This is a genomic window from Plantactinospora sp. KLBMP9567 (assembly GCF_033446045.1).
Taxonomy (GTDB): domain Bacteria; phylum Actinomycetota; class Actinomycetes; order Mycobacteriales; family Micromonosporaceae; genus Plantactinospora.
In genome coordinates this window covers 14,218-40,031 of sequence record NZ_JAWQRR010000050.1, presented here as the reverse complement: position 1 = coordinate 40,031, position 25,814 = coordinate 14,218, and the positions used below count along the sequence as shown (strand labels likewise).

Below are 25,814 nucleotides of genomic sequence, written 5' to 3'. Positions count from 1 at the left end.
CTGGCTGTCGGCGCGCCGGGGCGTCCCGCCGGGATGCGTCCGACGCGCGGCCGTCGATCAATCACAGTAAGTTGGGCAGGGTGAGTGGACGGATTCCGATCGAGGACGTGACGCCGTCCGTGGCGGGTGGTCGGTACCCGGCCAAGGCGGTGGTCGGTGAACTGGTCCCGGTGACCGCGCGGTCGTACCGGGAGGGGCACGCGGCGATGGGCTGCCAGGTCGCCTGGCGCGGCCCGGACGGTGCGCAGCGGCCGGTGGTCCGGATGCGCCCCGGCCCGCACTTCGACGACAGGTGGCACGCCACCATCCGGCCGGACGCGGTGGGCGAGTGGAGCTTCACCGTGCAGGCGTTCGACGATCCCTATCTGACCTGGCGGGACGCCGTACTCAAGAAGATCGACGCCGGGCAGGGACCGGCCGAGCTGGCCAACGACCTGGCCGAGGGCGCCGACCTGCTGGACCGGGCCGCCGACGGCGTACCGGTGCAGGAGCGGGACCGGGTCCGGGCCGCCGCCATCGCGCTGCGGGACGGCGAGCGGCCGCTGCCCGAGCGGGTCTCCCCCGCGCTGGACCTGGCCGACCTGCTCTGGGCGTACCCGGTCCGGGCACTGCTGACCAGTGCGCCGGCCCAGCCGATCTGGGTGGACCGGCAGCGGGCGCTCTTCTCCGCCTGGTACGAGTTCTTTCCGCGCTCCGAGGGGGCGGTGCTGGCCACCGACGGGCAGCCGGCCCGGTCCGGGACCTTCCGCACCGCCGCCGAGCGGCTGCCCGGGGTCGCCGCGATGGGCTTCGACGTGCTCTACGTGCCGCCGATCCACCCGATCGGCCGGATCAACCGGAAGGGCCGCAACGCCGCCCTGGTCGCCGGGCCGGACGACATCGGCTCGCCGTGGGCGATCGGCGCGGCCGAGGGCGGGCACGACGCGATCCACCCCGACCTGGGCACGCTCGACGACTTCCGGTCCTTCGTCGCCGCCGCCGGAAAGGTCGGCCTGGAGGTGGCGATGGACCTGGCGCTCCAGGCCGCGCCGGACCACCCGTGGGTCACCGCGCACCCGGAGTGGTTCACCACCCGGGCGGACGGGTCGATCGCGTACGCCGAGAATCCGCCGAAGAAATACCAGGACATCTACCCGGTCAACTTCGACAACGACCCGGAGGGGATCCGGGCCGAGGTACTGCGGTTGGTGCGGCACTGGGTGGACCAGGGCATCCGGATCTTCCGGGTGGACAACCCGCACACCAAGCCGTTCGACTTCTGGCACTGGCTGATCTGGGAGGTCAAGCGGCACGACCCGGACGTGCTCTTCCTGGCCGAGTCGTTCACCCGACCGGCGGTGATGCACGGGCTCGGCAAGGTCGGCTTCACCCAGTCGTACACCTACTTCACCTGGCGGACCAGCACCGCCGAGCTGCGCGAGTACTGCCAGGAGCTGGTGGCGGCGGCGGACTACATGCGGCCGAACTTCTGGCCGAACACCCCGGACATCCTGCCCGAGCACCTCCAGCACTGCGGGCCGCCGATGTTCAAGATCCGCGCGGTGCTGGCCAGCCTGCTCTCGCCCTCCTGGGGGATCTACGCCGGCTACGAACTCTTCGAGCACGTGGCCCGGCCCGGCGCCGAGGAATACCTCGACAACGAGAAGTTCGAGCTGCGCCCCCGGGACTGGGCGGCGGCCGAGGCCGAAGGCCGGTCGCTGGCCCCGTTCCTGGCCCGGCTCAACGCGATCCGGCGGGACAACCGCGCGCTGCACTGGCTGCGCAACCTGGTCTTCCACGAGATCGACAACCCGGCGCTGCTCTGCTGGTCGAAACGGGACGAGCCGACCGGCAACACGGTGCTGGTGGTCTGCTCGGTCGACCCCGGGCAGGTGCAGTGGGGCAACACCGTGCTGGACATGCCGGCGCTCGGCTTCGACTGGCACGAGCGGTTCACCGTGCACGACGAGCTGACCGGCGCCCGGTACGACTGGGGACAGCACAACGCCGTCCGGCTCGACCCGTTCCTCTCCCCCGCGCACGTCTGCACCGTGCACCCGCACGACGGCCGGCGCGGTGCGGAGAGCGCGGCCGGGGCCGATCGCACCGACACACCCGCCGGACCGGAAGGCCAGGGATGGACGAGCTGATCGCCGGTACGGCACACGACCCGTACGCCCTGCTCGGCGCCCATCCGGACGGCGACCGAACGGTGATCCGTACCCTGCGCCGGGGTGCCGGCACGGTGGAGTTGCTGATCGGCGGGGAACGCCGGCCGATGCACCGGGTGCACGACGAGGGGATCTTCGAGGCGACGGTCCCCGGTACGGTGCTCGACTACCGGGTGGCGGTGGACGGCGAGCCGCACGACGACCCGTACCGCTATCCGCCGACCGTCGGGGACCTCGACCTGCACCTGATCGCCGAGGGCCGGCACGAGCGGCTCTGGACGGCGCTCGGCGCCCGGCCGGCGGACGGCGGCGGGGTGTCGTTCGCGGTCTGGGCGCCGAACGCCGTGGGTGTGCGGGTGGTCGGCGACTTCACCGGCTGGGGCACGCACCAGGGCTGGCCGATGCGGTCGCTGGGCAGCAGCGGGGTCTGGGAGATCTTCGTCCCGGAGGCGGCGGCCGGGCACCGGTACAAGTACCGGATCCTGTCCCGGGACGGGCAGTGGCGGGACAAGGCGGATCCGCTGGCCCGGCGTACCGAGGTGCCGCCCGCCACCGCCTCGGTGGTGGACGGGTCCGGCTACCAGTGGTCCGACGCCGACTGGCTGGACCGGCGGGCCCGGCGGCAGCCGCACCAGGAGCCGATCAGCGTCTACGAGGTGCACCTCGGCTCGTGGCGGCCGGGGCTCTCCTACCGGGAGCTGGCCGACCAGCTCACCGGGTACGTACTCGACCTGGGCTTCACGCACGTGGAGTTCCTGCCGGTGATGGAGCACCCGTTCGGCGGCTCCTGGGGTTACCAGGTGACCGGCTACTACGCCCCGACCGCGCGCTTCGGCGACCCGGACGACTTCCGCTACCTGGTGGACCGGCTGCACGCCGCCGGCATCGGGGTGCTGCTGGACTGGGTGCCGGCGCACTTCCCCCGGGACGACTGGGCGCTGGCCCGGTTCGACGGCACCCCGCTCTACGAGCACCCCGACCCGCGCCGCGGCGAGCACCCGGACTGGGGCACGTACGTCTTCGACTACGGCCGCCCCGAGGTCCGCAACTTCCTCGTCGCGAACGCGCTCTACTGGTGTGAAGAGTTTCATGTGGACGGTCTGCGGGTGGACGCGGTCGCCTCGATGCTCTATCTGGACTACTCCCGCGGCGACGGCGAGTGGCTGCCGAACGAGCACGGCGGCCGGGAGAACCTGGAGGCGATCGCCCTGCTCCAGGAGGTCAACGCGACCGTCTACCGGAAGCATCCGGGTGTGCTGATGGTGGCCGAGGAGTCGACGGCCTGGCCGGGGGTGACCCGATCGACCGACGCCGGCGGGCTGGGCTTCGGTTTCAAGTGGAACATGGGCTGGATGCACGACACCCTGACCTATCTCGGCAAGGACCCGATCTACCGGCAGCACCACCACAACGAGCTGACCTTCTCCCTGGTGTACGCCTGGAGCGAGAACTACGTGCTGCCGATCAGCCACGACGAGGTGGTGCACGGCAAGGGGTCGCTGCTCGGCAAGATGCCCGGCGACCAGTGGCGCAAGCTGGCCGGGGTACGCGCACTGCTGGCGTACATGTGGGCGCACCCGGGCAAGCAACTGCTCTTCATGGGCTGCGAACTCGGCGACGACCGGGAGTGGAGCGAGACCCGGGGGCTGGACTGGCACCTGGTCGACGATCCGGGCCGGGCCGGCGTGCAGCGGCTGCTCCGGGATCTGAACCGCGGCTACCGGGACAATCCCGCGCTCTGGTCCCAGGACACCGTACCGGCCGGCTTCCGGTGGATCGTCTCGGACGACTCGGCCAACAACACCCTGGCCTTCATCCGGATCGCCACCGACGGCTCGCCGCTGGTCTGCGTGGCGAACTTCGCCGCGCTGCCGCACGAGGACTACCGGATCGGGCTGCCGCTGGCCGGGCGCTGGTCCGAGATCCTGAACACCGACGCGGACTGCTACGGCGGATCCGGGGTGGGCAATCTCGGCGCGGTCACCGCCGACGACCAGCCGTGGCACGGCCTGCCCGCCTCGGCGTCGGTGCGGGTACCGCCGCTCGGCGTCCTCTGGCTCCGCCCGGACTGAGACCGATCTCCGCGCCGACGATGCCCTGCCGGGAACGTCGGCGCGGCCGTCCGGTCGCGCCGAGGCACCGGGCTCAGTCGGGCAGTGCGAACCGGCTCCAGGAGAGTCCGTCCCCGGTGACCAGGACGTGGTCCGGGCCGGTCGCCGACATGTCGTCCCGGCCGTAGAGCCAGGCGCGGCCGGGAGCGACTCCGGCCGATCCCTCCTGTCCGCCGGGCCCGTGCTCGTTGGTGAAGTGCCGTCCCCCGTCCCGGCCCGGAGTCCGGCCCGGTCGTGAACAGCTGGGTGGCGCGGTCCCGGGCCTGGGGCGGCGGGGTGGGGTCCATTACTTCCACCGACGAGTGGAGGGAAAGGTTCCACGAGAGCGACCAGAGTTTGCGAGGCGGCGGCCGGTGGCGAGCACCGCCAGCAGGGTCAGCGCGGCGAGCGCGGCGGCGGCCAGGAAGACTCCGCTCGGTGAGGTGGCGGCCTCGACCGGCCCGAAGAGCAGCGGCGAGCCGAACTGGCTGGCGAAGGTGGCCGTACCGAGCAGTGCGGTCGCCTGCCCGCGCCGGTCGGCCGGCGCGTGTTCGGCGGCCAGTACCGTCAGGGCCGGCACGGCCAGTCCCATGCCGAAGCCGAAGACGGCCGGTGCGATCAGCAGCGGGACCGGCGACGTGCCGAGCGCGAGGACCAGCAGCGCCACCGTCCAGGCACCGAAGGCGAGGAGCAGCAGGCCGGACCAGCCGAGTCGGGCCCGCACCCGGGCGAACCGGAGCCCGGTCAGGCTCATCACCAGGGAAAGCAGCGCGCCGAAGAGCGCGACCCGGAAGCTGTCCCGGACACCGACCTCGGCGAGGCGCGGCGGCAGGAACACCAGTACGCCGTAGAGCAGTGCGGTGGCGACCGCCTGGAGCGCGTAGATCCCGAGCAGTCCCGGGCGGCCGCGTAGCAGCGAACCGGGCCGAACCGACACGCGATCGCCGACCGCCGCTGACGCCGTCGTCTCCTCCGCACCACCCGTCGGCCGTGGCCGGGCCGCATCGGCGCTGCACACGGGTGGGGCCGGAGCGGCCCTCGGCACCGGCCGGGAGGCGTCCGTAGTAGACAGCAGCCGGAGGGCGGCCAGACCGAGCGGGACGCCGACCAGGTAGACCGCGAACGGCGCGTGCCAGGAGATCGTGCCCAGGGCGCCACCGAGCAGTGGCCAGAGCACCCCGCCGAGGCTGATCGCCGTGGTGCGCCAGCCCATCATCCGGTCCCGGGCCGCCCCCTCGGCGAGATCGAGCAGGCCGAGGGTGGTACCGGTGAAGACGGCGGCGGCGCCGATCCCGAACACCAGGCGGCTGGCGACCAGCCACACGTAGTCGTCCAGCAGCAGACCGGCGCCACCGGCCAGACCGTAGACGACGAGGCCGGCGGCGAGCGGTCCGGGCACGCCCCACCGGTCGACGGCCCGGCCGACCAGGGGACCGACGAGGGCCAGCGACAGCCCGTGCGCGGTCAACACCAGTCCGGCGGCACCGGCGCTGACCCCGAGGTCGGAGCGGAGGAGTTCGACCACCGGCGCCAGCACCGCCCCGGCCAGCACGGTGAGGGTGGAGCCGAGCAGGAGTACCCAGAGCGGACCCCTGGGCGGGGTCGGCGGCGTACCGTCGACGGGCGGCCGACCGGCGCGGCCCGGTCGGGTGCCGTGACCACGCCTGGGGTGGGGGTTCGCGGCGTGTCCCGGGGTGGCGGTCATGTGCACAGGATCGGAGCTCGACTTTGGTTGAGGTCAACCCCGGTCGGTGCGGTAACCGGATTGCCTGGCGGCGCCGACTCTGCTGCATTGTCCGGTATGGACTGGGTACGCGACTTCTACTCGACGACCGGCCGCTGGTGGGGCCCGGCCGAGGCCCGGATCACCGACCAGGACCGGCGGCGGGTGGCGCTGCTGCACGGGTATGCCGGTGACCGGCCGCAGCGGGTCCTCGAACTCGGCGCGGGCTACGGCGCGACCGCCGCCGCCACCGCCCAGGCCGGGCACGACGTCACCGCCGTCGAGGTCAGCGACCGGGTGGACCTGGCCGGCCGGTTCGCCGGGGAGACCGCGCCCGGGTCGCTGACCGTCCACAAGGAGGACTTCTACGCGGTACGCCCGCCCGGGCGTTTCGACGTCGTCTGCTACTGGAACGGCTTCGGGGTCGGCACGGACGCCGACCAGCGCCGGCTGCTGACCCGGATCGGCACCGAGTGGCTCCGTCCGGGCGGCGTGGCCCTGGTCGACGTCTTCAACCCGTTCGTCTGGGCGCGGTGGGACGGCGAGGAGGAGCACCTGACGCCCGACCCGGACCGTGGCTACGAATACGACCTACGCCAGCGGATCAGCTTCGACCCGGTCACCTGCACCGCCGTGGACACCTGGTGGCAGGTCTCCGAACCGGACCGCCGGATCAGCCAGACGTTGCGCTGCTACTCGCCGGCCGACCTCTCGCTGCTGCTCGCCGGGACCGGCCTGATCCTGGCCGAACTGAGGGTCGGGGACCGGACGTTCGCCCCGACGGCGCTGCCGGGGCTGCCGGAACTGCTGCAGCAGCACCACGAATACCTGGCGGTGCTCCGCCCCGAGCCGATCCGCTGACCGCCGGCCGCTCGGCCCGCACTGCCGGATCCAGCAACCTCCGGCACGGTTCCTGGAAATGTCAGATAGACGTGTGACAATGTCCTTCGGCAGCCGGCCAGGCGGAGTCCCGCCCCGACCGGCGGCCGGCACGTCCCGCCCGGCCGCGGGACTCCGGCCGCCACGCACCCGCGCCCGACCGCCCGCCGAGGTACGCACCGCCACCCGCACCGTCCGTCCAGCCAGGAGGTAACGCCATGCCGCGACCGATCCACCGGTCGGCGGTCTTACTCGCCGCCGCCCTGCTCACCCTCACCGCACTGGCCGGCCCCGCCCGGGCCGGCACCGACACCGCTCTCGCACCGCAGGCGTTCGCCGCCGACAGCGGCGACAGCTGCCGGTACGGCCTCGCCGAAGGAACCCTGGAGTTCCTTCCGATCTCCGCACCTCCCGGGCTCGGCTCGGTGACCGTCACCGGCACCATCGCCGATCGCCCCTACGATCGCGATCCCGGCCCGCTCTGCCCGGACGATGGGCTCTTCAGCTTCGTCAGCTTCTACGCCTACGGCAACGGCCGCCCCATCGCCCAGGGCACGTCGAGGGTGGACAACGACATCACCAAGTACAGTTTCCGGCTCGCCCCACAGGAGCCGTCCGGCGGTGTCGACACCCTCGTCGTCCAGGTCTGCCGGGCCGCGACGGCGAACGGCCCGACACCGCTGCCGACGCCGGCCGGCTACTGCGGAACGCCCCAGGTCTACTCGTTGCACTGGGGCTGACGGCCGGTCGAACGCCCTGGGAGGAGCACAATGCCGCGTTCCATCCACCCGGTCGCCGTCGCCGCAGTCTCGGCTGCCGGCATCGGTACCGCCGGTCCCGCGTCGGCCGGCACCGGCGCCGAACCACGTGCCCGGGCTGAGTCGGCCCCGCCCCGAACGCCTCGCCGGTCGTCGGCTCGGTCGTCGTCCGGGTCTGTCGCGTCCCGGCGGATCCCCGGCTCCGTCCGATGTACTGCGGCGCGCCGCAGGTCCACCGCCCCGACACGGCGGTGACCACCGGCCGGTGACAGCCCGCCCCGGAGGCTCGCCCGTCCAGTGGGTCGACGCCCCCGGGGCGGCCGTTCCACAGGTCGGGCCGGCCGCCGGGCGGGGCAACTCCTGACCGATCGCGCGAGTCGGTTTCCCGGAAACTCCGGTAGGTTCCCGCCATGACCGTGCTGCAAGATCTTGTTGCCGCGCTCGCCACCGGCCGGGTCGAGGTCGTGGACCTCACCGCCCCGCTCTCGGCGCAGACGCCGATCCTCGCCCTCCCCGAGCCGTTCGGCCAGACCGTCCCGTTCGCGCTGAGCGAGATCAGTCGCTACGACGAGCGCGGCCCGGCCTGGTACTGGAACAACTTCACCACCGGCGAGCACACCGGCACGCACTTCGACGCGCCGGTGCACTGGGTCAGCGGCCGGCACGGCGACGACGTCTCCCAGGTGCCGCCGAGCCGGCTGATCGCCCCGGCGGTGGTGCTCGACCACACCGCCGAAGCCGCCACCGACCCCGACTTCCTGCTGGAGGTCGAACACGTCCGGGCCTGGGAGGCGGAGCACGGTCCGCTGCCGGCCGGCGGCTGGCTGCTCTACCGGACCGGCTGGGACGCGTACGGCGACGACGCACAGCGGTACGCCAACGCGGGCCGTACCCCCGGGATCTCCCCGGCCTGCGCCAGGTGGCTCGCCGAGGAGGCCCCGGTGCAGGGCGTCGGGGTCGAGACGGTCGGCACCGACGCCGGCGCGGCGCACTCCTTCGACCCGCCGTTCCCCTGCCACTCCTTCCTGCTCGGCGCCGACAAGTACGGCCTCACCCAGCTCCGCAACCTGGCACAGCTTCCGCCGACCGGCGCGGTGGTGGTCGCCGGACCGTTGCCGATCGTGCAGGGGTCCGGCAGCCCGTGCCGGGTACTCGCCCTGGTCGAGCGGTAGCGGGCGGCGCGGATGCGGGCGACGGGACAGGTGTGACGGGCATGCGGGTCGCCGAGGTGGTCGGTCGGGTGCTCGCCGCGCACGGGGTACGGCACGTCTTCGGGGTGGTTGGCAGCGGCAACTTCCACGTCACCAACGCGCTGGTCGCCGGCGGGGCCCGGTTCGTGGCCGCCGCGCACGAGGGCGGCGCGGTGAGCATGGCGGACGGCTACGCGCGTACCTCGGGCGGGGTCGGGGTGCTCTCGGTGCACCAGGGGCCGGGGGTAACCAACGCGCTGACCGGGATCGTCGAGGCGGCCAAGAGCCGGACCCCGATGCTCGTGCTGGCGCCGGAGGCGACCGAGCCACGGTCGAACTTCTTCATCGACCTGCCGCACACCGCCACCGCGCTCGGCATCCACTACCAGCGGATACGCCCCGAGCACGTGGTGGTGGACGTCGACGCCGCCTACCGGCGGGCAACCCAGGGCGAAACCGTGCTGCTGGGGCTGCCGCTGGATGTGCAGGCCCGGGAGATCGCACCCTGGACCGGCCCTCTCGATCCCTGGCCCGCCCACACCGACTGGGTTCCCGACGTCGAGCCGCTGGTCAGCGCGTTGACCGCCGCCCGGCGCCCGGTATTCCTCGCCGGCCGCGGCGCCCGGGGTGCCCGGGAGCCGCTGATCCGGCTGGCCGACGAGTGCGCCGCGCTGCTGGCGGTCTCCGCCGCCGCCAAGGGTCTCTTCGTCGGCGACCCGTGGTATCTCGACGTCTCGGGCGGCTTCGCCACCCCGCTCGCCGCCGAGCTGATCGCCGAGGCCGACCTGGTGGTCGCCTGGGGCAGCACGCTGAACATGTGGACCACCCGGCACGGTCGGCTGATCTCCCCGTCGGCCGTGGTGGTCCAGGTCGACGAACTGCCGATCGGCGCCGCCCTGCATTCCCGGATCGACCGGTACGTCAGTGGCGACGTGGCCCGGGTCGCCCGGTACGCACTGCGCTGGCTGGACCGGGAACCCGGCGTCGGCCGGCCGCCCGGCACGCAGCGCACACCCGAGCTGCGCCAGCGGATCGCGACCGAGGGGCGCTGGCGCGACGTGCCCTATCTGGACGGTAGCGGCGAGGGACGGATCGACCCGCGTACCCTGACCGTCGCCCTGGACGACATGCTGCCGGCCGAGCGGACCGTGGTGGTCGACTCCGGCAACTTCATGGGCTATCCGTCGATGTTCCTCTCCGTACCGGACGTCGCCGGGTTCTGCTTCACCCAGGCGTTCCAGTCTGTCGGGCTGGGGCTGGCCAGTGCGCTCGGCGCCGCCGTGGCCCGGCCGGACCGGCTCACCGTGGCGGCGCTCGGCGACGGCGGGTTCCTGATGTCGGCGGCCGAGCTGGTCACCGCCAGCCGGCTCGGCCCGCCCCTGCTGGTGGTGGTCTACGACGACGCGGCGTACGGCGCCGAGGTGCACCACTTCGGCCCGGACGGCCATCCGCTGGACCTGGTCCAGTTTCCCGACACCGACCTCGCCTCGATCGCCCGGGGCTACGGCTGCGCCGCGCTGACCGTACGCGAGATCGACGACCTCGCCCCGGTGCGGGACTGGCTGGCCGGCCCTCGCGACCGGCCGCTGGTGGTCGACGCCAAGATCACCAGCGAGCGCGGCGCATGGTGGCTGGAGGAGGCTTTCCGCGGGCACTGACCCGGACGAAATCGCCCGACCGGCCCGGGTCGCTACTCGGCCGACTCCGGGACCGTGACGGCGCCGTCGAGGTAGCGGCGGTAACTGCCGCGCAGGCGTACCCGGTCGCCGTCGACCACGCAGTGCACCGTGCCGCCCCGGGCGGAGAGCTGTCGGGCGGTCAGCGCCGTCCGGCCGAGACGCTCCGCCCAGTAGGGCGCGATCTGGCTGTGCGCGGAGCCGGTCACCGGGTCCTCGAAAGCGCCCGCCCCGGCCCCGAACCACCGGCTGACGAAGTCGACGCCGCCGCTGTCGGCGGGGGCGGTGACGATCGCGCCGCGTACCGGCAGCCGGGCCAGGGTGCTGAAGTCCGCCTCGACGGCCCGAACCTCGGCGGCGCCGCGTACCACGTAGACCAGGTCGCTGTCCTGGAACCGGTGCTCCGGCTCGATGCCGAGCGCTGCCACGGCGGCGGCGGAGACCTCGTCGCCGTCCGCCACCGCCCGGAGCCGTCCGGCCGGGAAGTCCAGTTCCAGCTCGCCGTCCCGGTCGGCCCGGCTCACCGGGAGCCAGCCGCTGCGGGTCCAGAACAGCAGTCGCCGCGCGTCCGGGTGCACGTCGTCGAAGAGTTGCCCGGCGGTGGCCAGGGTCGCATGCCCACAGAGGTCCACCTCGACCGTCGGGGTGAACCAGCGCAGGTGGTAGACGGGGTCGTCACCGGGCGGCGGGGTGGCGTCGGCCGGCAGTTCCGCCGTGTAGAAGGCGGTCTCGGAGAGGTTGTTCTCCTCGGCGAGGGCCTGTAGGACGGCGTCGGGCAGCCAGCCGGGCAGGGGCATCACGGCCGCCGGGTTGCCCTGGAACACCCGGTCGGCGAAGGCGTCGATCTGGATCAGACGGAGCCGCATCGCCCCTGTCTACCAGTACCGGGCCACCTCGTCGGGACCGGTGCCGGCTCGGGCCGGTCCGGGCCGGTAGGGTCGTCCGGACCGATCCCCGGATTGGGTAGACTTCGGTTATATAAGTGAGCGCTGAAAGGATGGCGGCGTGCACGCGTTCGACGTTCTCGGCGATCCCGTCCGGCGGCGGATCCTGGAGCTGCTCGCCGACGGCGAGCGGTCGGCGGGCGAGGTCAGCGCGGTGGTGCAGGAGGAGTTCGGGATCTCCCAGCCGGGCGTCTCACAACACCTGCGGGTGCTCCGGGAGAACGGGTTCACCACCGTACGTGCCGCCGGCACCCGGCGGCTCTATGCGGTGGACCCCGCCCCGCTCCAGGAGATCGACCGGTGGCTGGAGCGTTATCGAGGGTTCTGGACCCAACGGCTGGACGCCCTCGGCACCGAGATCGCCCGGGGCAGACGCGAACGCCGCCGGGCGGCGGAACCGAACCGGGAGAGCTGAGAACCGATCCGGCTCCGCCCTGCGCTCGGACGAGATTCGCGCCAGGACCAGGTCGCCGCTCGTCTCAGACCAGGTTCGCCTCGCGGAGCAGGCGCCACAGACCGGCGCCGTCGGGCGCGCAGAACCAGCGCTCGCCCAGCAGGCCGGCCGCCGGGGTGCTGCCGTCGGTGCTGTCCGTCGGCGCCGGGAAACCACCGGCCAGCACCGCCTGGGTCGGGGATAGCCGGCGGATCAGCACCCCGGCCACGTTGTCCGGGTGCTCGGCGGCGAACTCGGCGTAGATCTCCTGGTCGTGCTGGCCGTCGTCGCCGATCAGCAACCACCGGATCTCCGGAAACTCGCGGACCAGCCGGGCCAGGGTGGCCCGCTTGTGCTCCCGCCCGCTCCGGAACCAGCGGTCCGCCGTCGGGCCCCAGTTCGTCAGCAGCAGCGGGCCGGCGGGATAGAGGTGTCGGGACAGAAACCGGGTCAGCGTCGGCGCGACGTTCCAGGCACCGGTGGAGAGGTAGAGCACCGGGGCGCCGGGATGCGCGTTCACCAGGCGCTCGTAGAGCACCGCCATCCCGGGTACCGCCATCCGGGCGTGCTCGTCCAGCACGAAGGTGTTCCACGCGGCCAGCAGCGGCCGGGGCAGCGCCGTCACCATGACCGTGTCGTCGATGTCGGAGAGGACCCCGATCCGCAGCGCCGGGTCGACGATCCGGACCGGCGCGTCGACCGGCTCGGCGCCGGGACTGGCCAGGCGTACGCTCTGCCAGCCGGGCGCCAGGTCGGCCTCGACGACGAGGTCGATGAAGCCGCTCCGGTCGGCCCGGGCCTCGTGCCGGCGACCACCCGCCTCGATCACCACCGGTGCGTGCTGCACCGGCAGGGTGGCGAAGCTACGCCAGCCGCGTACCTTCTCCGGCCGGCGGCGGGGGCGGCGGCGCAGCCGGGTCAGCAGGACCCGACCCAGCACCCGGATCCACCCGGGCGCGCCATAGCCGGCGTACGGGATGATCGTGACATCCCACCCGCCCTGCCCCAGGCGACGCTCGATGAACTGGTGCACCGCGTCCTCGATCCGGGCCGCTCGGTGCAGCCGGGGCGCGGGCGCCGGACCGGCGGGTATCAGCGACACCTAGCCACCCTGCCACAGAGCACCCGGTCCGGCTACGAGACAGATCAACTAACCCGTCGGCACGCTCCCCGCGCCGGGCACCCGGACCGGGCGGAACCGGTGCGACCTGCGCCGATCCGGACCTCCGGTGCCGGGCGCCGTGCGAGACTTCGAGGCGGGACGGCGACGGGGGCGCGGGGTGTCGGTGGCGGTGCCGCGCGGGGGGCGGCGGTGGCGAACCCTCGACCGGCCGGGCGCGGTGGCGCTCGGCCTCGGCCTGCTCGCCCTGGCCTACCGGCTGGCGCTGGTCCTGCTGACCGTACCCGGCTCAAACAGCGACGAGGCGACGTTCGGGCTCGCCGCACTGCACATCGCGGACGGCCGTGAACTGCCGGTCTTCCTCTACGGCCAGCACTACATGGGCACCGTGCAGAGCTATCTCGCCGCGCCGCTCTTCCTGCTCTTCGGCGCCGGCTGGATCCCGCTGCGGATACCCCTGCTGTTCCTGTACGCCGCCTTCCTCTACCTGGCGTATCGGCTCACCCGGCGGCTCTACTCCCCCTGGCTGGCCACCTTCACCGTGGGGGTACTCGCGCTCGGCGGCGAACGGGTGATCCGGGACCAGATCACCACCGTCGGCGGCCGGCCCGAGGTCAAGCCCGCCGTGCTGGGCCTGCTGCTGATCGCGCTCGCTCTCGGCCAGCGGCGGACCCGGCACCGGTTCTGGGCCTTCGGCCTCTTCGGCCTGGTAACCGGGCTCTGCGTCTGGGACGACTGGCTGGTCCTGCCCTACCTGGTGGTCGCCTTCGCCGTGCTGCTGGTCGGCTGCTGGCGGGACCTGCTCGGTCCGGCCGGCGCCGTGCTGGTCGCCGGGTTCCTGCTCGGGGTCGCACCGCTGGTCGTGGACAACCTGACCGCGCCGGCCGGGCAGGACTCGATCTCCGTGCTGCGGCAGGTCAGCGAGGGCGAGGCGGAGTCGACGCCGGGTACCGCCCGACTGCACGGCGCGCTGCTGGTCGGCATCCCGCTCGCCACCGGGCTCTGCCGGCCGGAGCGCTGCGATCCGGTGGAAATGTCCTGGGGCGGGCTCTACCTGGCGCTGCTGCTCGCCGCCGGGGTGCTGGCGGTGGTCGGACTCGTCAGGACCGGCCGACCGACTCCGGGCAGCGGTGCCGGGACCCGCGGAACGCCCGGCAGCGCCACGGCCGTCGGCACGCCGGGGCACGCCCAGGCCGGCGACGCGATCCAAACCGGCGACGCGGTCCGGGTCGCCCGGGTCGGGTACGCCACCCAACTCGCCCTGCTGCTCGGCGCCGCGCTCACCGTGGCGGCGTACGCCCGCAGTTCGCTCGCCGGCAGCGCGCCGCTGGCCAGCGCCCGGTACCTGTCGATCCTGCAGATCTCGCTGCCCGCCGTACTCTGGCCGCTCTGGCTGGTCGCCCGCTGGTCGGGGCGGCTCGCCACCGGACCGGTGACCCGGCTCGCCGGGGTGCTCGCCACCGCCGTACTCGCCCTGCTGATGGTGCCGCTGCTCGGCACCACCGGACACCTGGTCGGCGAGATCGGCACGATCCGGACCGAGGAGCGGCAGCAGCGGCAGCTCGCCCGCGCCCTGGAGCGGGCCGGGGTCAGCGCAGTGTACGCCGAGTACTGGACCTGCAACCGGCTGGTGTTCGTCACCCGGGAGCGGATCGCCTGCGCGGTGCTCGGTCCGAACCTGCGGCCGGGGCAGGACCGCTATCCGGCGTACCCGAGGCGGGTCGGCGCCGCCGACCGGCCGGCCTTCGTCTTCGAGGCCGGCGCGCCCGCGGACGCCGCGTTCCAGGCCCACCTGCGCCGCTCGGGGGTGCCTGCCCAGGTGACCCGGGTCGGGCGGCACACGATCTACCTGCCGGAGTCGACGCTCCGTCCCCCGGGCTGACCGGCCGGGCCACTCCCGTATCCTGCGAAGCCGTGACTCAAGCGATGAACGAGCCTCCCGCCCTCCCCGACACGGTCTTCGTGCACCCCTCGGCCGAGGTCGACGAGGGCGCGCGGATCGGCGACGGCACCAAGGTCTGGCACCTCGCCCACGTCCGCTCCACCGCCCAGGTGGGCGCGAACTGCGTGATCGGCCGGAACGTCTACGTGGACGCGAACGTCGTGGTCGGCGACCTGGTGAAGATCCAGAACAACGTCTCCGTCTACCAGGGCGTGACCATCGAGGACGAGGTCTTCGTCGGCCCCTGTGCGGTCTTCACCAACGACCTCCGGCCGCGGGCCCAGAACCCGGAATGGCAGATCACCCCGACCATGGTCCGCAAGGGCGCCTCGATCGGCGCGAACGCCACCATCGTCTGCGGCGTCGAGATCGGCGAGTACGCGATGATCGCGGCCGGCTCGGTAGTGACCAAGGACGTCAGGCCGCACCAGTTGGTGGCCGGCAACCCGGCCCGCCCGCTCGGCTGGGTCGACGCCTCGGGTCAGGTGGTCTCCCGGGACAAGGAGAACCCGCCGCAGGAGCTGTGAACAGCGGTGGCGGCTCGGCCTGTCCGGTCGAGCCGCCACCGTCGCTGTCTGGTTGTCTCGTTGCCGGTCGCGAGGTGCTGACCGGCAACCCGGCACGGCCGGTCAGCCGCCGATGACGATCCGGCGTACGTTCGGCCACCGGGCCGGGTCGGTCACCCGGCGGCCGTCGACGACCACCCGGACACCGGGGAGGTCGGTTTCGGCCAGCGTGCGGTATTCGGCATGGTCGGCCTGCACCACCACGGCCTCGACCCGCTCGCCCTGGTAGGCCGGCAGGCCGAGCGCGGTCAGCTCCTCGGCGGTGTACATCGGGTCGGAGACGTACGGCCGGGCACCCCGGGCGCGCAGCGCCTCGACGGTCGGGAAGACCCCGGAGAACGCCGTCTCCTTGACCCCGCCCCGGTATGCCGCACCGAGCACCAGTACCTCGACGTCGGTCAGGTCGCCCCAGGCGGCGGCGAGCAGCTCGACGGCGTAGTCCGGCATCGCGGCGTTGGCCTCGCGGGCCGCCCGCACCACGGTGGCGGACGGGTCGTTCCAGAGGTACATCCGGGGGTAGACCGGGATGCAGTGCCCGCCGACCGCGATGCCCGGCGAGTGGATGTGGCTGTACGGCTGGGTGTTGCAGGCCTCGATGACCTTGATCACGTCGACGCCGACGCTGTCGGCGAACCGGGCGAACTGGTTGGCCAGCCCGATGTTGACGTCCCGGTAGGTCGTCTCGGCGAGCTTGGCCAACTCGGACGCCTCGGCCGAGCCGAGGTCCCAGACCCCGTTCGGCCGGGACAGGTCGGGGCGCTCGTCGAAGTCGAGCACCGCCTCGTAGAACTCGACGCCGCGCCGGGCCGACGCCTCGTCCACCCCGCCGACCAGCTTCGGGTAGCGGCGCAGGTCGGCGAAGACCCGGCCGGTCAGTACCCGCTCGGGGCTGAACACCAGGGTGAAGTCGGTGCCGACCTTGAGCCCGGAACCCTGCTCCAGCATCGGCGCCCAGCGGTTGCGGGTGGTGCCCACCGGCAGGGTGGTCTCGTAGCTGACCAGCGTGCCCGGCTTGAGCCCGGCCGCGATCGCCCGGGTGGCGTCGTCCATCCAGCCGAAGTCCGGCGTCCCCTCCGCGTCGACGAAGAGCGGCACCACCACGACCACGGCCTCGGACTCGGCCACCGCCGACGCCGTGTCGGTGGTGGCGGAGAGCCGGCCGGCCGCCACCGCCTCCTTGAGCTTGACGTCCAGGTCGGCCTCGCCGGGGAACGGCACCGCACCGTCGTTGACGAGCTTCACGACCCGCTCGGACACGTCGGCGCCGATCACCGTGTGCCCCTTGTCGGCGAACTGCACGGCGAGCGGCAGCCCGATCTTTCCGAGAGCGACGACGCAGATTTTCATGCCTTCTACTTTCCTCCCTGGGGCAACCTGCGCCGCAGTCGGGCCAGGACCCGACGGGGGGTGACAGGTGCGATGGCGATCACGAGTTGGCCTCGGTGACTCGTTGTCGGGGTGATCATGAAGAACCGCATCCCCCGGCGGAACATCAAGCGTGACACGGTGGGCCGGGTCGGCGCGCGTACCGCCGCCGAGCCGACCCCGCCGAAGGCGGTCAGGTGGGACCGGACACCGAGCAGCGAACCGCCGGCTCCCGAGCCGGCGAGCAGCAGACTCACCCGGAACTGGGCCCGCACCGTGCTGCCGGTACCGTCCCGGCTGGTCTCCAGCGTGGTGCCGGTGACGTCGCCGGCGGTCAGCCCGATCGGCCCGGAGGTCAGTGACGCCAGGTCCCGACGCGGGGTGCGGGCGGTCACGGTCAGTACCCGCTCGCCGTCGTCGCAGGTTTCCCAGGTGACCGCGACCACCTCCAGCCGGGCGAGCCAGTCGGCGGCGGTGTCGGAGACGTCGAACCAGGCGTCCGGCAGGTCAAGGCGGGGGTCCCGGAAGCCGGGGTAGCCCGCGTACCAACGGTCGCCGTCGACGATCGTCGGCGGTACGCCCTGCTCGGCGTCCTGCCGGATGACCGCGACAAGATCGTCGACGGTGCCCCGCTGGGCGGTGCCGATCCGCAGCCGGGGCTCGATCTCCAGCCTGGCCCGGATCCGGTCGGTGAGGTAGCGGTCGGCGAGGTCCCGGATGCCCGCCAGCACCTGCTCCTGCACCGCCCGCTCCAGCAGCAGAAAGTCGTCCTCGACCAGCCGGGCGACCTCCCAGGCGAAGTGCCGGACCAGCACCGCGTCCCGCCGCTCGCCCGGCTCGATCAGCCCGGCCACGAACTCCATGATCGACTCGACGCAGCGGAGCCGCTCGACGTGCCGGGACCGGTAGGTGATGTTGTGCGCGTTGAGCCGGCGCACCGCGTGGTAGAAGTCGTAGTCCGCCAGCACCGAGATCCGCTTCGCCCGGAAGCACGCCTCCAGGGTGAACGGCTGGTCGCTGCCGACCGGCATGTCCTCCGGGTAGCGCAGGTGGTGGCGCTCGATCAGCTCGCGGCGGAACAGCTTGGTGTTCGCCAGCGACCAGGGCAGGGCGGAGTCGAAGAGGTCGATCTCCACCTCGTTGCGGGCGAAGACCGCCTGGTGGATGTTCCGGCTGTTCACTCCGACGGCCTTGCCGAGGACGACATCGGCGCCGTACTCGTCGGCCGCCCGTACCAGCCGCTCCAGCGCCTCCGGGCCCAGGTAGTCGTCGGCGCCGATGAAGAAGACGTACCGGCCGGTGGCCTGCTCCAGGGCCCGGTTGCTCGGCGCGGCCGGGCCACCGGAGTTGGCCTGGTGGATCACCTTGACGGTCTCCGGGTAGAGCCGGGCGAACCGGTCCAGCTCCCGGCCGCTGCCGTCGGTGGAACCGTCGTCGACCGCGACGACCTCGATCCGGTCCCGGCCGATGCTCTGCCGCACCAGGGAGTTCAGGCACTTCGTGAGGTACGGCATGGTGTTGTAGACCGCCACCACCACGCTGACGTCGGGTTCCGTCATCGCGCGGCGGCGCCCGCAGCTGGCCGGCCGGCCGGATCGACTGACGCCGAGCCGGGCACGACCGGCCCGACGGCTCCCCGGGGCGGGCCGGTGTCGGCTGCCGGTCCGTCGGGATCTGCCAGCAGCCGTCGGTACACCCCGGTCAGAATCTCCGCCTGGGCCCGCCAGGTCCAACCGGCCAGCAGCCCCGGCCGGTCGTACGCAGCCCGGTACCGCTCGCGATCCGCCAGTACCGCCCGGACTGCCCGGATGTAGTCGTCGACGTCCTCGGCCCGGAACACCTCACCCTGCCCGGTCGACCGGACCGTCTCCGCCATCGTCCGCACGTCACTGACCACCAGTGGCAACCGGGCATGCGCGTACTCGAAGAACTTGGTGATCAGCGCGATCTCATGGTTGGGCCAGTGGTGGATCGGGATCACCCCGACATCCGCACCGGCCAGGAACGGCACCACCTGCCAGTGCTCGACGTACGACAGAACGTGCACCCGGGACGTCAGGCCCAGCGTCGCGGCCCGGGACAGCAACTCCCGGACGTACGGGCCGTCGGGCTTGTTGACCACCAGGGCGACGTGCACCCCAGGCAACTGCGGCAACGCCTCGATCATCGTGCCGAGGCCACGCCTGGCGGCGGCCGCGCCGCTGTACACCAACAGCGGCACCTCCGGACCGATGCCGCACCGGGCACGCAGCTCCGGAGCCGGTTCCGCGTCCGCGTCCGACCCACCCGTCACATCCGGCGCGTTGAGCACGACCGCCGGCAACTCGACCAGCCCGTGCTCCCGGCGGAGCAGCTCAGCGAGGCTCGCCGAGACGGTGATGGCGGCGTCGGCGTACGGCACGTACTCCCGCTCGTGTGCCCGGTGCGCGGGAAGCCACCGGGCGTTGTCCTGCCACGGCTGCACCCCGGGCAGGAACTCGTGCGCGTCCCAGACCAGCTTGACCTCCCGGCCGGCCACGGCGGCGCGCACCTTGGCCCGGGCGCCGACCCCGATCATGCGGAAGTCGTGCGCGTGGATCAGATCCGGCGCCAGCGCGTCGACCACCGGGCCGAAGGCCAGCTCGTAGTCCCACAGTCCCGGCTCCAGCCGGCGCCACGCCCGACCACCCTGCACCGTGGACCAGAACCAGGTGTAGAGCCGGTCCCACGGGCTGGTCAACTTGCGGCCCTTCCGGGCCCGGGTCAGCATCCAGTACCGCAACGACACCCACCGGCGGAGCAGGTGCGCGGCCTTCCGTTCGATCCGCAGCCGTCGACGCCGCTGCTCCAGGCGGCGGCCGACCAGCCCGGCCCCGGCCGCCAGGGTCAGCTCCGCCTCGCGCTGCCGGATGTCGGTCTGCCAGGCCTTCACCCACTGGGCCCGATGCGCGGCGATGCCGCTCGGCGGGTACGCCAGCGGCCAGCGCAACCAGGCCCGCCGGAACTCGTGTCGGCGGCGGGCCAGCGGATCGGGCATGGGCAGCAACCGCACCTCGGCGGGACCGAGCCGCCAGGTCTGCGCGCCACCATGCGGCGACCTGCCGAGCAGCGTCACCTCCCAGCCGGCTTCGGCCGCCGAGCGGGCGACTTTCTGCACCCGGGAGTCACCGTTGACGCCATTGTCCACGAGCATGACGATCCGGCCCCGACTGCGCTGACGCCCGGCAGCCGCGTTCAAATCCATGACTTTTCCTCTGCCTCTCCCGCAGGGTCTCCCAGAGGACCCCGGCGAGTGTACGGCACCTCAGCGGCGGCCTACCGCCTCGCTGAAGTGTCCACCTCCCAGCTCACGCCCCGTAAGGTCAGTCCGACAGTAGCCGCTGGTAAAGCCGGTCGAGGATGACCGCCTGCGCCTCCCAGGTCCAGTCGGTCAGCAGGCCGGGCTTGTCATAGGCGGCGCGGTACCCTTCCGGGTCGTCGAGTACGGCTTTGACCGCCCGGACGAAGTCCGGCAGGTCCTCCGCGCGGAAAACTTCGCCCTGACCGGTCGCGCGGACCGTCTCCGCCATCATCCGGACATCGCTGACCACCAGTGGCAACCGCGCGTGCGAGTACTCGAAGAACTTGGTGATCAGGGCGATCTCGTGATTCGGCCAGTGGTGGATCGGAATCAGTCCGACCTGCGCGCCCGACAAAAAGGGCACCACCTGCCAGTGCGGCACGTACGGCACCGCGTGGACCCGCCCGGACACCCCGAGTTCGGCGGCCCGCTTGAGCAGACCCTGGATGTACGGCGCCTCGGGGCGGGGAACCACCAACGCCACGTGGACGCCCGGCAACTGGGGCAGCGCCTCGACGGCGATCCCCAGGCCACGCTGCTCCGCCGCCGCGCCGCTGTAGACCAGCAGCGGCACGTCCGGCGCGATGCCACACAACTCGCGCAGCTCCGGTACCGGGTCGTCGCCCGCTTCCGGCCCGTGATCGGCGTTCGGCGCGTTGAGCACCACGGTGGGCGACTCCCGGAGCCGGTGCCGCTCCCGCAGCAGGTCCGCGAGCCCCTCGGAGACGGTCACCACGGCGTCGGCATGGGGAGAGTACTCCCGCTCGTGCCCGATATTCGCGGGTAGCCACCGTGCGTTGTCGGTCCACCGCTTGATCCCGGGCAGGTATTCGTGGGCGTCCCAGACGAGACGTACCCGCCGACCCTTGCCGTGCGCCCGGATCTTGGCGCGCGCCCCCACTCCGAGCATCCGGAAGTCGTGGGCGTGCACCAGATCGGGGGCCAGCTTGTCGATTTCCGGGCCGTAGGCGAGTTCGTAGTCCCAGAGAGTTGGATCCAACCGCCGCCAGGCGCGGTCGCCGTGCAGCTTCTGCCAGAAGAACGTGTAGAAGCGGTCCGAGGGCGTATCCAGCTTGGTGCGGGCCTGGCGCGCCCGGTTCAACTGACGGTGGCGGAACGACACCCACAACCGCGCCACCCTGGCGGCCAGCAGTTGGCTGCGGAGCACCGGCCCGGCAAGGACCCGCCGCGCCCCGCCGGATCGGCCGGACAGCCCGAGCGCGGCGCGCCGGACCTCCAGATCCGCCCGCCAGGCTTTCACCCACTGCGCGCGCCGGGCCGCCACCCCGGTGGGCGGGTAGCCGAACGGTCCCCGAACCCAATGCCGGCGGTACTCGTGCGCCGGCTTCGCCAGCGGGGTGGGTACCGGCAGCAGTCGCACCTGCGCCTGCCCGAGCTGCCAGCTCTGCGGCTTCAGGTTCGGGGAGCGGCCGAGCAGGACGACGTCCCAGCCGGCGCTCGCGGCGGAGGCCGCCGTCTTCTGGACCCGCGAGTCGCCATGTACCCCGTTGTCGACGAGCATCACGATCCGACCCCGACGCGGCACCGTCCCGGGAGTGTCGTGAACCGTCATGCCGCACCCTTTCATCCGCCTGGAGAGCATGGATCGTGGCGAGTGTACGGCACTGCCGTCGGGCTCTCCCCGGGCAACCGGAACCGGGCATAAGCCGGCAACCGGAACCCGGCGTAAGCCGCCGGACGTAAGGCGTCGGGCGGTTCTGGAGCTGCCCTAACATGTACCGGTGAACTCCCCGATACCCCTTGATGCCGAGGCATCCGTCACGCAGCGGTCGTGGCCGGGCGGATCCCCGTCGGCCGGGCAACCGATCGGACAGTCGCCAGCGGTGCCCCAGCACCAGGACGGCCAGCCGGCGCCCCCACCGACCGGCCAACGACCGGCCCGCGAGTACGGGCTGGACCTGCTACGCGTGATCGCCATCTGCGGTGTCGTCGCGATCCACGTCTTCGGCATCATCGTCGGAAAGGACGACCTGCGCGGCAGCACGCAATGGTGGATCGCCACGGCGATCGACATCGGCGCGATCTGGGCCGTCCCGGTCTTCGTCATGATCAGCGGAGCCTTCGTCCTGGATCCGCGGGCACACCGGGCCGGACCGGCCGCCTTCTACCGCAAGCGATTCGCCCGGATCCTGCCCGCGATGATCGTCTGGCACCTGGTGTACCTGCTGCTCGTCCGGCTCATCATGCGCGGCGAGGACCTCCGGCCACTGCTGCTCGGCCGGATGCTGCTCGACTCGACGGTCTTCACCGCCCTGTACTTCCTCTGGCTGATCGCCGGTCTCTACGTCATCGCCCCCGTCCTGGCCGCCTTTCTCGCCGACGGCGGCGTGCTGCGGGCCCGGGTCACCGCCGCGGTCGCGCTGGGCTGGACGACGGTCGCGTACATGCTTCCCGGCCTCGCCCTGCTCGGCGGGCTCTCCAGACCGAACATCCTGACCAGCTGGAACCGCTGGTGGCCGTTTGTCGGGTTCTTCCTGGCCGGTTGGGCGCTGCGCAAGGTGGTGCTGAGCCGGCGCGGCACGATACTCGCGCTGCTCGCCGCCGCTGTGTTGTTGCTCGAGTCGGTGTGGCAGTACGGCGTCGCGCCCTCGCACCGACTCCTGCAGATGACCTTCCCGGTCATGGCCAACGGCGCCCTGGTGATGATCGCGGCGTTGCTGATCTTCGTCGCCGCGACCAGCATCAACGCCCGGATGCGGATCGGTCCACGCAGCGCCGGGCTTCTGGTCCGGCTCTCCGACGCGTCGTTCGGGGTCTTCCTGGTTCACCTGCTGGTCTTCGAGGTTCTCCGGCTGCTCATCCCGGCCGTCGCCGAGGGCCGGTCGCTGGCGGTCATCTCCGGCACCTACCTGGTGGTCCTGCTCACCTCCTTCGCCATTTCGACCGGCGCCGCCCGAATCCCCTACCTGCGGACCGTCTTCTGATCCGCACGGTGCCACGGTCCTGCACGCAAGGGCGTCGGGGCCCCCCCCCCCCCCCCCCCCCCCCCCCCCCCCCCCCCCTCCGGTCGCTGCGAACCAGCAGTCGGCTCAGACCACCCGATTCGACCCGTCAGACCAGGAACGTCGACAGCGCGTGCGCAGTCCAGCTTCCATCGTGGTAAATGCGGGCGTACTCGGCGGAGGCGAGCCCGGTCTTCGCGGTGCCGTCCCGATCGTCGAGCAGTGCCTCGATCGTCTCCCTGAGAGAGCTCGGGGAGGCGTTGATGATCGGCAGGTCGCTGCCGACCGTCTTGCTCACACTCTCGCTGAGGTACGCCACCACCGGCTTGCCGGCCGCCATCGCCTCGACCGCGAAGGCGCCGAAGCTACCCGTGGTGAACTGGTCCAGCACGATGTCGCAGTCCTGCACCAGGGCCCGCATCTTCTGCACGGGAATCCCCTCGGCCAGCACCAGCTCGATCACTCCGCGCTCGTGCAGTTCCTGGACCACCGGCAGGATACGGTCGGTTCCCTTGGTCCAGCGCTTCGACGGGGCATGCAGCACGATGGGCCGAGCCCGCTCCATGACCGGCCGGTCGCAGGCCCAGGACTCGACGTCGACCACCAGCGGTGCCCAGGTGGCCTGCGGTAGGTCGTCGAGCAGGTCGGGGGTGGTGACGAAGATCGGAAGTCCGGATTCCTCGGCGACCCGCCGGTTCCGCTCCGCCTTCTTCTGGAGTTTGGCTGCCACGCCCGCCGGGGCGTCCCGGAACAACGAGAACTCGTGCCGTTCCATGTGGTGGCCGGGATGGCGAATCTCGCTGCCGTGCCCGAGCAGCGCGACCTTGATGCCGGCCTGCCTGAGCGCCGGCAGGTCGCCCTCGATGTTGTCACCGTTGAGGTGGCCGAAGACCGGCATGAAGGCGTCGGCCAGCACGTGGGTGTACCGGCCAAGTACCGCCTGCACCCTGGCCATCTGCAGGTCCAGGTCCTTGAGCTTGGACGCGTCGAGGTAGACGTCCGCCGGATAGTCGAACGAGGCGGGCAGCTTCGACATCACGACCTCGGCCGAGACGTCCGCGCGGTCCCGGCAGATCGCCTGGGCGAACGCCGCCGCCTGACCGGCGTAGTTCGCCGGCCCGAGGCCGAGCCGGATCGCCGTCTCCCCCAGTGGCCGCCAGCGGTCCAACGGCCTGCGTTCGGCAGAACGCCCCGGCAGCAGGGCGACAGGCCGCTCCGTGACGGTCCACGGGACATCGACGCGCGGCGCCGCGGGAGCGAGCCCGGAGATCTCCCGATAGAGCCGGAGCAGTTTGCGGCTCTGCTCCTCCCACGAGTGTTCGTTGAGGATCTGCTCGGTGATCCCGGCAGCGAGTTCCGCCCGGTTCTCCATCGCCCGCCGCGCGGCCGCGGCGAAACTCGCCGGATCCTCGGAGACGAAGACCTCACCGATGCGCTGCTCCTCGACGAAGCCCTTCACCACCTTCACGTCGCTGGTAACGAGCGGCAGCCCGGCCTGGAGGTACTCAGAGACCTTGGTCGGCAGGGAAAGCTCGCAGTTCGGGGTACGCCGGAACGGGATCAGGCCCAGGTCGGCGGTGGAGAGATAGTCCGCGACCTCGTACGGAGGCACGTAGGGCAGGACATGCACCCGGTCGCGCACCCCGAGCGCCACCGCCTGGGCGAGCAGCGCCTCGAGCAGGGGAGTCAATCGTCCGGCCACCAGCGCGAGGTGGAACTCGGGCAGGTTCGGCAGGGCGGCGACCACGGTGTCGATCCCGCGCTCCTTGCCGATCCAGCCCGAATACACCATCAGCGGTACGTCTTCGGCAAGCCCGGCGAGCGCGCGTACCGAGGTCTTCGTATCTCCGCTCCGGATCCCCTCGCGGACCGGGGCGTTGCCCACCACCAGGGGAAGCTTCGGAAGCCGGTGCTCCTGCCGCAGCAGCTCGGCAATCTGCGGTGAAACGGTAACCACCGCGTCCGCCTGTCCGATGAACTCCCGCTCCGCGGCCCGACACCCGCTGGCCTGCTGGGGCTTCGGCCACTCCACGCCGTTGACGTACTCGTGGGCGTCGTAGAGCCATCCGCACCGCTTTCCCCGGGCTCGCAGCCGGGCCGCGCTCATCGCCGCGGTCGGGATGGTGTTGATGTCGTTCGCGTGGATCAGGTCTGGCTCGAGCTCCTCCAGCACCGGACCGAACGCGAGGTCGATGTCCATCAGGGTCGGCCAGTCCACCCGCCAGTTGCCGGTCGGCGGGCCCGGCCGGAACTGGCGGTACTGCTCCCAGCCCCAGGCTCGTACCCGCAGTTCGTGGAACGCCTCGCGGGTACGGATCCAGGTCCGCACAGGTACCGGGTTGCGCTTGGCGGTCTGCTTACGCAGCCACGCCTGGTGCGAGGCCTTGTAGCGAGCCAGTGCCGCCTTGTCCGAGATGCCAAACTGCGTGAACGTCCGACGTATGCGCATGGTCGTGCGTTGGGAACCGAGCCGGTCCATCTGCGACACGACCGGAACCCGGATGACCTCGATAGGCCCCATCGAGGACCGGTCGAGCAGTTTACCGCTCTTACGCGGGCTACGCCCGACCAGGATTACCTCCCAGCCGTCCCTGGCAGCCGCGATGGCGGTCTTCTGCACCCGTGAATCCCCGGTGATTGCGTTGGCGACAAGTACCACGAGTCGTGGTGGGCGGGGCATCGATGCCATCCCGCAG

General features: G+C 72.2%; 18 protein-coding genes. 10 read left to right on the top strand and 8 right to left on the bottom strand.

The window, feature by feature from the left end:
* Positions 1-80 precede the first annotated feature (80 nt).
* On the top strand, positions 81-2,129 hold the full coding sequence (locus R6Y94_RS36905; protein WP_318401095.1) for an alpha-1,4-glucan--maltose-1-phosphate maltosyltransferase: 2,049 nt from the start codon (positions 81-83) through the stop codon (positions 2,127-2,129).
* Positions 2,117-4,222: a 1,4-alpha-glucan branching protein GlgB gene (gene glgB, locus R6Y94_RS36900; RefSeq protein WP_318401093.1), complete on the top strand. Its 2,106-nt coding sequence runs from the start codon at positions 2,117-2,119 to the stop codon at positions 4,220-4,222. Before R6Y94_RS36905 ends, glgB begins: the two co-directional genes overlap by 13 nt.
* A 325-nt stretch (positions 4,223-4,547) precedes the next feature.
* Here the strand turns inward: glgB and R6Y94_RS36895 are convergent, their stop codons facing one another.
* Positions 4,548-5,945 carry an MFS transporter gene (locus R6Y94_RS36895; RefSeq protein ID WP_318401091.1) on the bottom strand — a complete coding sequence of 466 codons (1,398 nt, stop codon included), beginning with the start codon at positions 5,943-5,945 and terminating at the stop codon, positions 4,548-4,550.
* 96 nt (positions 5,946-6,041) lie between these two features.
* Here R6Y94_RS36895 and R6Y94_RS36890 point away from each other — a divergent pair, with 96 nt between their 5' ends.
* The 4 genes from R6Y94_RS36890 (at position 6,042) to R6Y94_RS36875 (ending at position 10,448) form a co-directional block, all read left to right on the top strand.
* Positions 6,042-6,824, top strand: a complete 783-nt coding sequence (locus R6Y94_RS36890) for a class I SAM-dependent methyltransferase (protein WP_318401089.1) — start codon at positions 6,042-6,044, stop codon at positions 6,822-6,824.
* A 236-nt stretch (positions 6,825-7,060) separates the two neighbouring features.
* A complete protein-coding gene (locus R6Y94_RS36885) occupies positions 7,061-7,582 on the top strand; it encodes a hypothetical protein (RefSeq protein ID WP_318401087.1) in 522 nt (173 codons plus the stop codon).
* 428 nt (positions 7,583-8,010) lie between these two features.
* Positions 8,011-8,772, top strand: coding sequence for a cyclase family protein (locus R6Y94_RS36880; RefSeq protein WP_318401086.1), 762 nt, complete (start codon positions 8,011-8,013; stop codon positions 8,770-8,772).
* Positions 8,773-8,813: 41 nt separating this feature from the next.
* Complete coding sequence (locus R6Y94_RS36875; protein ID WP_318401084.1) at positions 8,814-10,448, top strand: thiamine pyrophosphate-binding protein; 1,635 nt, start codon at positions 8,814-8,816, stop codon at positions 10,446-10,448.
* A gap of 32 nt (positions 10,449-10,480) precedes the next feature.
* On the opposite strand, the gene R6Y94_RS36870 is transcribed toward R6Y94_RS36875, so the two are convergent.
* Positions 10,481-11,332: a PhzF family phenazine biosynthesis protein gene (locus R6Y94_RS36870; protein WP_318401082.1), complete on the bottom strand. Its 852-nt coding sequence runs from the start codon at positions 11,330-11,332 to the stop codon at positions 10,481-10,483.
* Between the two features lie 139 nt (positions 11,333-11,471).
* Between R6Y94_RS36870 and R6Y94_RS36865 the strand changes: the two genes are divergently transcribed.
* Positions 11,472-11,825 carry a metalloregulator ArsR/SmtB family transcription factor gene (locus R6Y94_RS36865; protein WP_318401080.1) on the top strand — a complete coding sequence of 118 codons (354 nt, stop codon included), beginning with the start codon at positions 11,472-11,474 and terminating at the stop codon, positions 11,823-11,825.
* Positions 11,826-11,889: 64 nt separating this feature from the next.
* On the opposite strand, the gene R6Y94_RS36860 is transcribed toward R6Y94_RS36865, so the two are convergent.
* Positions 11,890-12,945, bottom strand: coding sequence for an App1 family protein (locus tag R6Y94_RS36860; RefSeq protein WP_318401078.1), 1,056 nt, complete (start codon positions 12,943-12,945; stop codon positions 11,890-11,892).
* Between the two features lie 139 nt (positions 12,946-13,084).
* Between R6Y94_RS36860 and R6Y94_RS36855 the strand changes: the two genes are divergently transcribed.
* Positions 13,085-14,845, top strand: coding sequence for a hypothetical protein (locus R6Y94_RS36855; RefSeq protein ID WP_318401076.1), 1,761 nt, complete (start codon positions 13,085-13,087; stop codon positions 14,843-14,845).
* Positions 14,846-14,889: 44 nt separating this feature from the next.
* Positions 14,890-15,432, top strand: coding sequence for an acyltransferase (locus R6Y94_RS36850; RefSeq protein ID WP_318401254.1), 543 nt, complete (start codon positions 14,890-14,892; stop codon positions 15,430-15,432).
* Between the two features lie 102 nt (positions 15,433-15,534).
* Here R6Y94_RS36850 and R6Y94_RS36845 read toward each other — a convergent pair whose 3' ends face one another.
* The 4 genes from R6Y94_RS36845 to R6Y94_RS36830 form a co-directional block, all read right to left on the bottom strand.
* Complete coding sequence (locus tag R6Y94_RS36845; protein WP_318401074.1) at positions 15,535-16,818, bottom strand: nucleotide sugar dehydrogenase; 1,284 nt, start codon at positions 16,816-16,818, stop codon at positions 15,535-15,537.
* Positions 16,819-16,823: 5 nt separating this feature from the next.
* Positions 16,824-18,395 carry a glycosyltransferase family 2 protein gene (locus R6Y94_RS36840; RefSeq protein WP_318401072.1) on the bottom strand — a complete coding sequence of 524 codons (1,572 nt, stop codon included), beginning with the start codon at positions 18,393-18,395 and terminating at the stop codon, positions 16,824-16,826.
* Positions 18,392-20,059, bottom strand: coding sequence for a glycosyltransferase family 4 protein (locus R6Y94_RS36835; RefSeq protein WP_412102964.1), 1,668 nt, complete (start codon positions 20,057-20,059; stop codon positions 18,392-18,394). Before R6Y94_RS36835 ends, R6Y94_RS36840 begins: the two co-directional genes overlap by 4 nt.
* A 118-nt stretch (positions 20,060-20,177) precedes the next feature.
* Complete coding sequence (locus R6Y94_RS36830; RefSeq protein ID WP_318401250.1) at positions 20,178-21,677, bottom strand: glycosyltransferase family 4 protein; 1,500 nt, start codon at positions 21,675-21,677, stop codon at positions 20,178-20,180.
* 322 nt (positions 21,678-21,999) lie between these two features.
* On the opposite strand from R6Y94_RS36830, the gene R6Y94_RS36825 reads away from it, so the two are divergent.
* The gene (locus R6Y94_RS36825; protein ID WP_318401070.1) at positions 22,000-23,100 is read left to right on the top strand and encodes an acyltransferase; all 1,101 of its coding nucleotides are present in this window, start codon (positions 22,000-22,002) and stop codon (positions 23,098-23,100) included.
* A gap of 127 nt (positions 23,101-23,227) precedes the next feature.
* Here R6Y94_RS36825 and R6Y94_RS36820 read toward each other — a convergent pair whose 3' ends face one another.
* A complete protein-coding gene (locus R6Y94_RS36820; RefSeq protein ID WP_318401069.1) occupies positions 23,228-25,738 on the bottom strand; it encodes a glycosyltransferase in 2,511 nt (836 codons plus the stop codon).
* Positions 25,739-25,814 lie beyond the last annotated feature (76 nt).

Excerpts from the sequence above, each read along its gene's own strand:
- glgB (WP_318401093.1), top strand. The coding sequence starts at position 2,117 with ATGGACGAGCTGATCGCCGGTACGGCACACGACCCGTACGCCCTGCTC.
- R6Y94_RS36850 (WP_318401254.1), top strand. The coding sequence starts at position 14,890 with ATGAACGAGCCTCCCGCCCTCCCCGACACGGTCTTCGTGCACCCCTCG.
- R6Y94_RS36890 (WP_318401089.1), top strand. The coding sequence starts at position 6,042 with ATGGACTGGGTACGCGACTTCTACTCGACGACCGGCCGCTGGTGGGGC.
- R6Y94_RS36885 (WP_318401087.1), top strand. The coding sequence starts at position 7,061 with ATGCCGCGACCGATCCACCGGTCGGCGGTCTTACTCGCCGCCGCCCTG.
- R6Y94_RS36895 (WP_318401091.1), bottom strand. The coding sequence starts at position 5,945 with ATGACCGCCACCCCGGGACACGCCGCGAACCCCCACCCCAGGCGTGGT.
- R6Y94_RS36875 (WP_318401084.1), top strand. The coding sequence starts at position 8,814 with ATGCGGGTCGCCGAGGTGGTCGGTCGGGTGCTCGCCGCGCACGGGGTA.
- R6Y94_RS36840 (WP_318401072.1), bottom strand. The coding sequence starts at position 18,395 with ATGACGGAACCCGACGTCAGCGTGGTGGTGGCGGTCTACAACACCATG.
- R6Y94_RS36870 (WP_318401082.1), bottom strand. The coding sequence starts at position 11,332 with ATGCGGCTCCGTCTGATCCAGATCGACGCCTTCGCCGACCGGGTGTTC.
- R6Y94_RS36835 (WP_412102964.1), bottom strand. The coding sequence starts at position 20,059 with ATGGATTTGAACGCGGCTGCCGGGCGTCAGCGCAGTCGGGGCCGGATC.
- R6Y94_RS36845 (WP_318401074.1), bottom strand. The coding sequence starts at position 16,818 with ATGAAAATCTGCGTCGTCGCTCTCGGAAAGATCGGGCTGCCGCTCGCC.
- R6Y94_RS36830 (WP_318401250.1), bottom strand. The coding sequence starts at position 21,677 with ATGCTCGTCGACAACGGGGTACATGGCGACTCGCGGGTCCAGAAGACG.
- R6Y94_RS36880 (WP_318401086.1), top strand. The coding sequence starts at position 8,011 with ATGACCGTGCTGCAAGATCTTGTTGCCGCGCTCGCCACCGGCCGGGTC.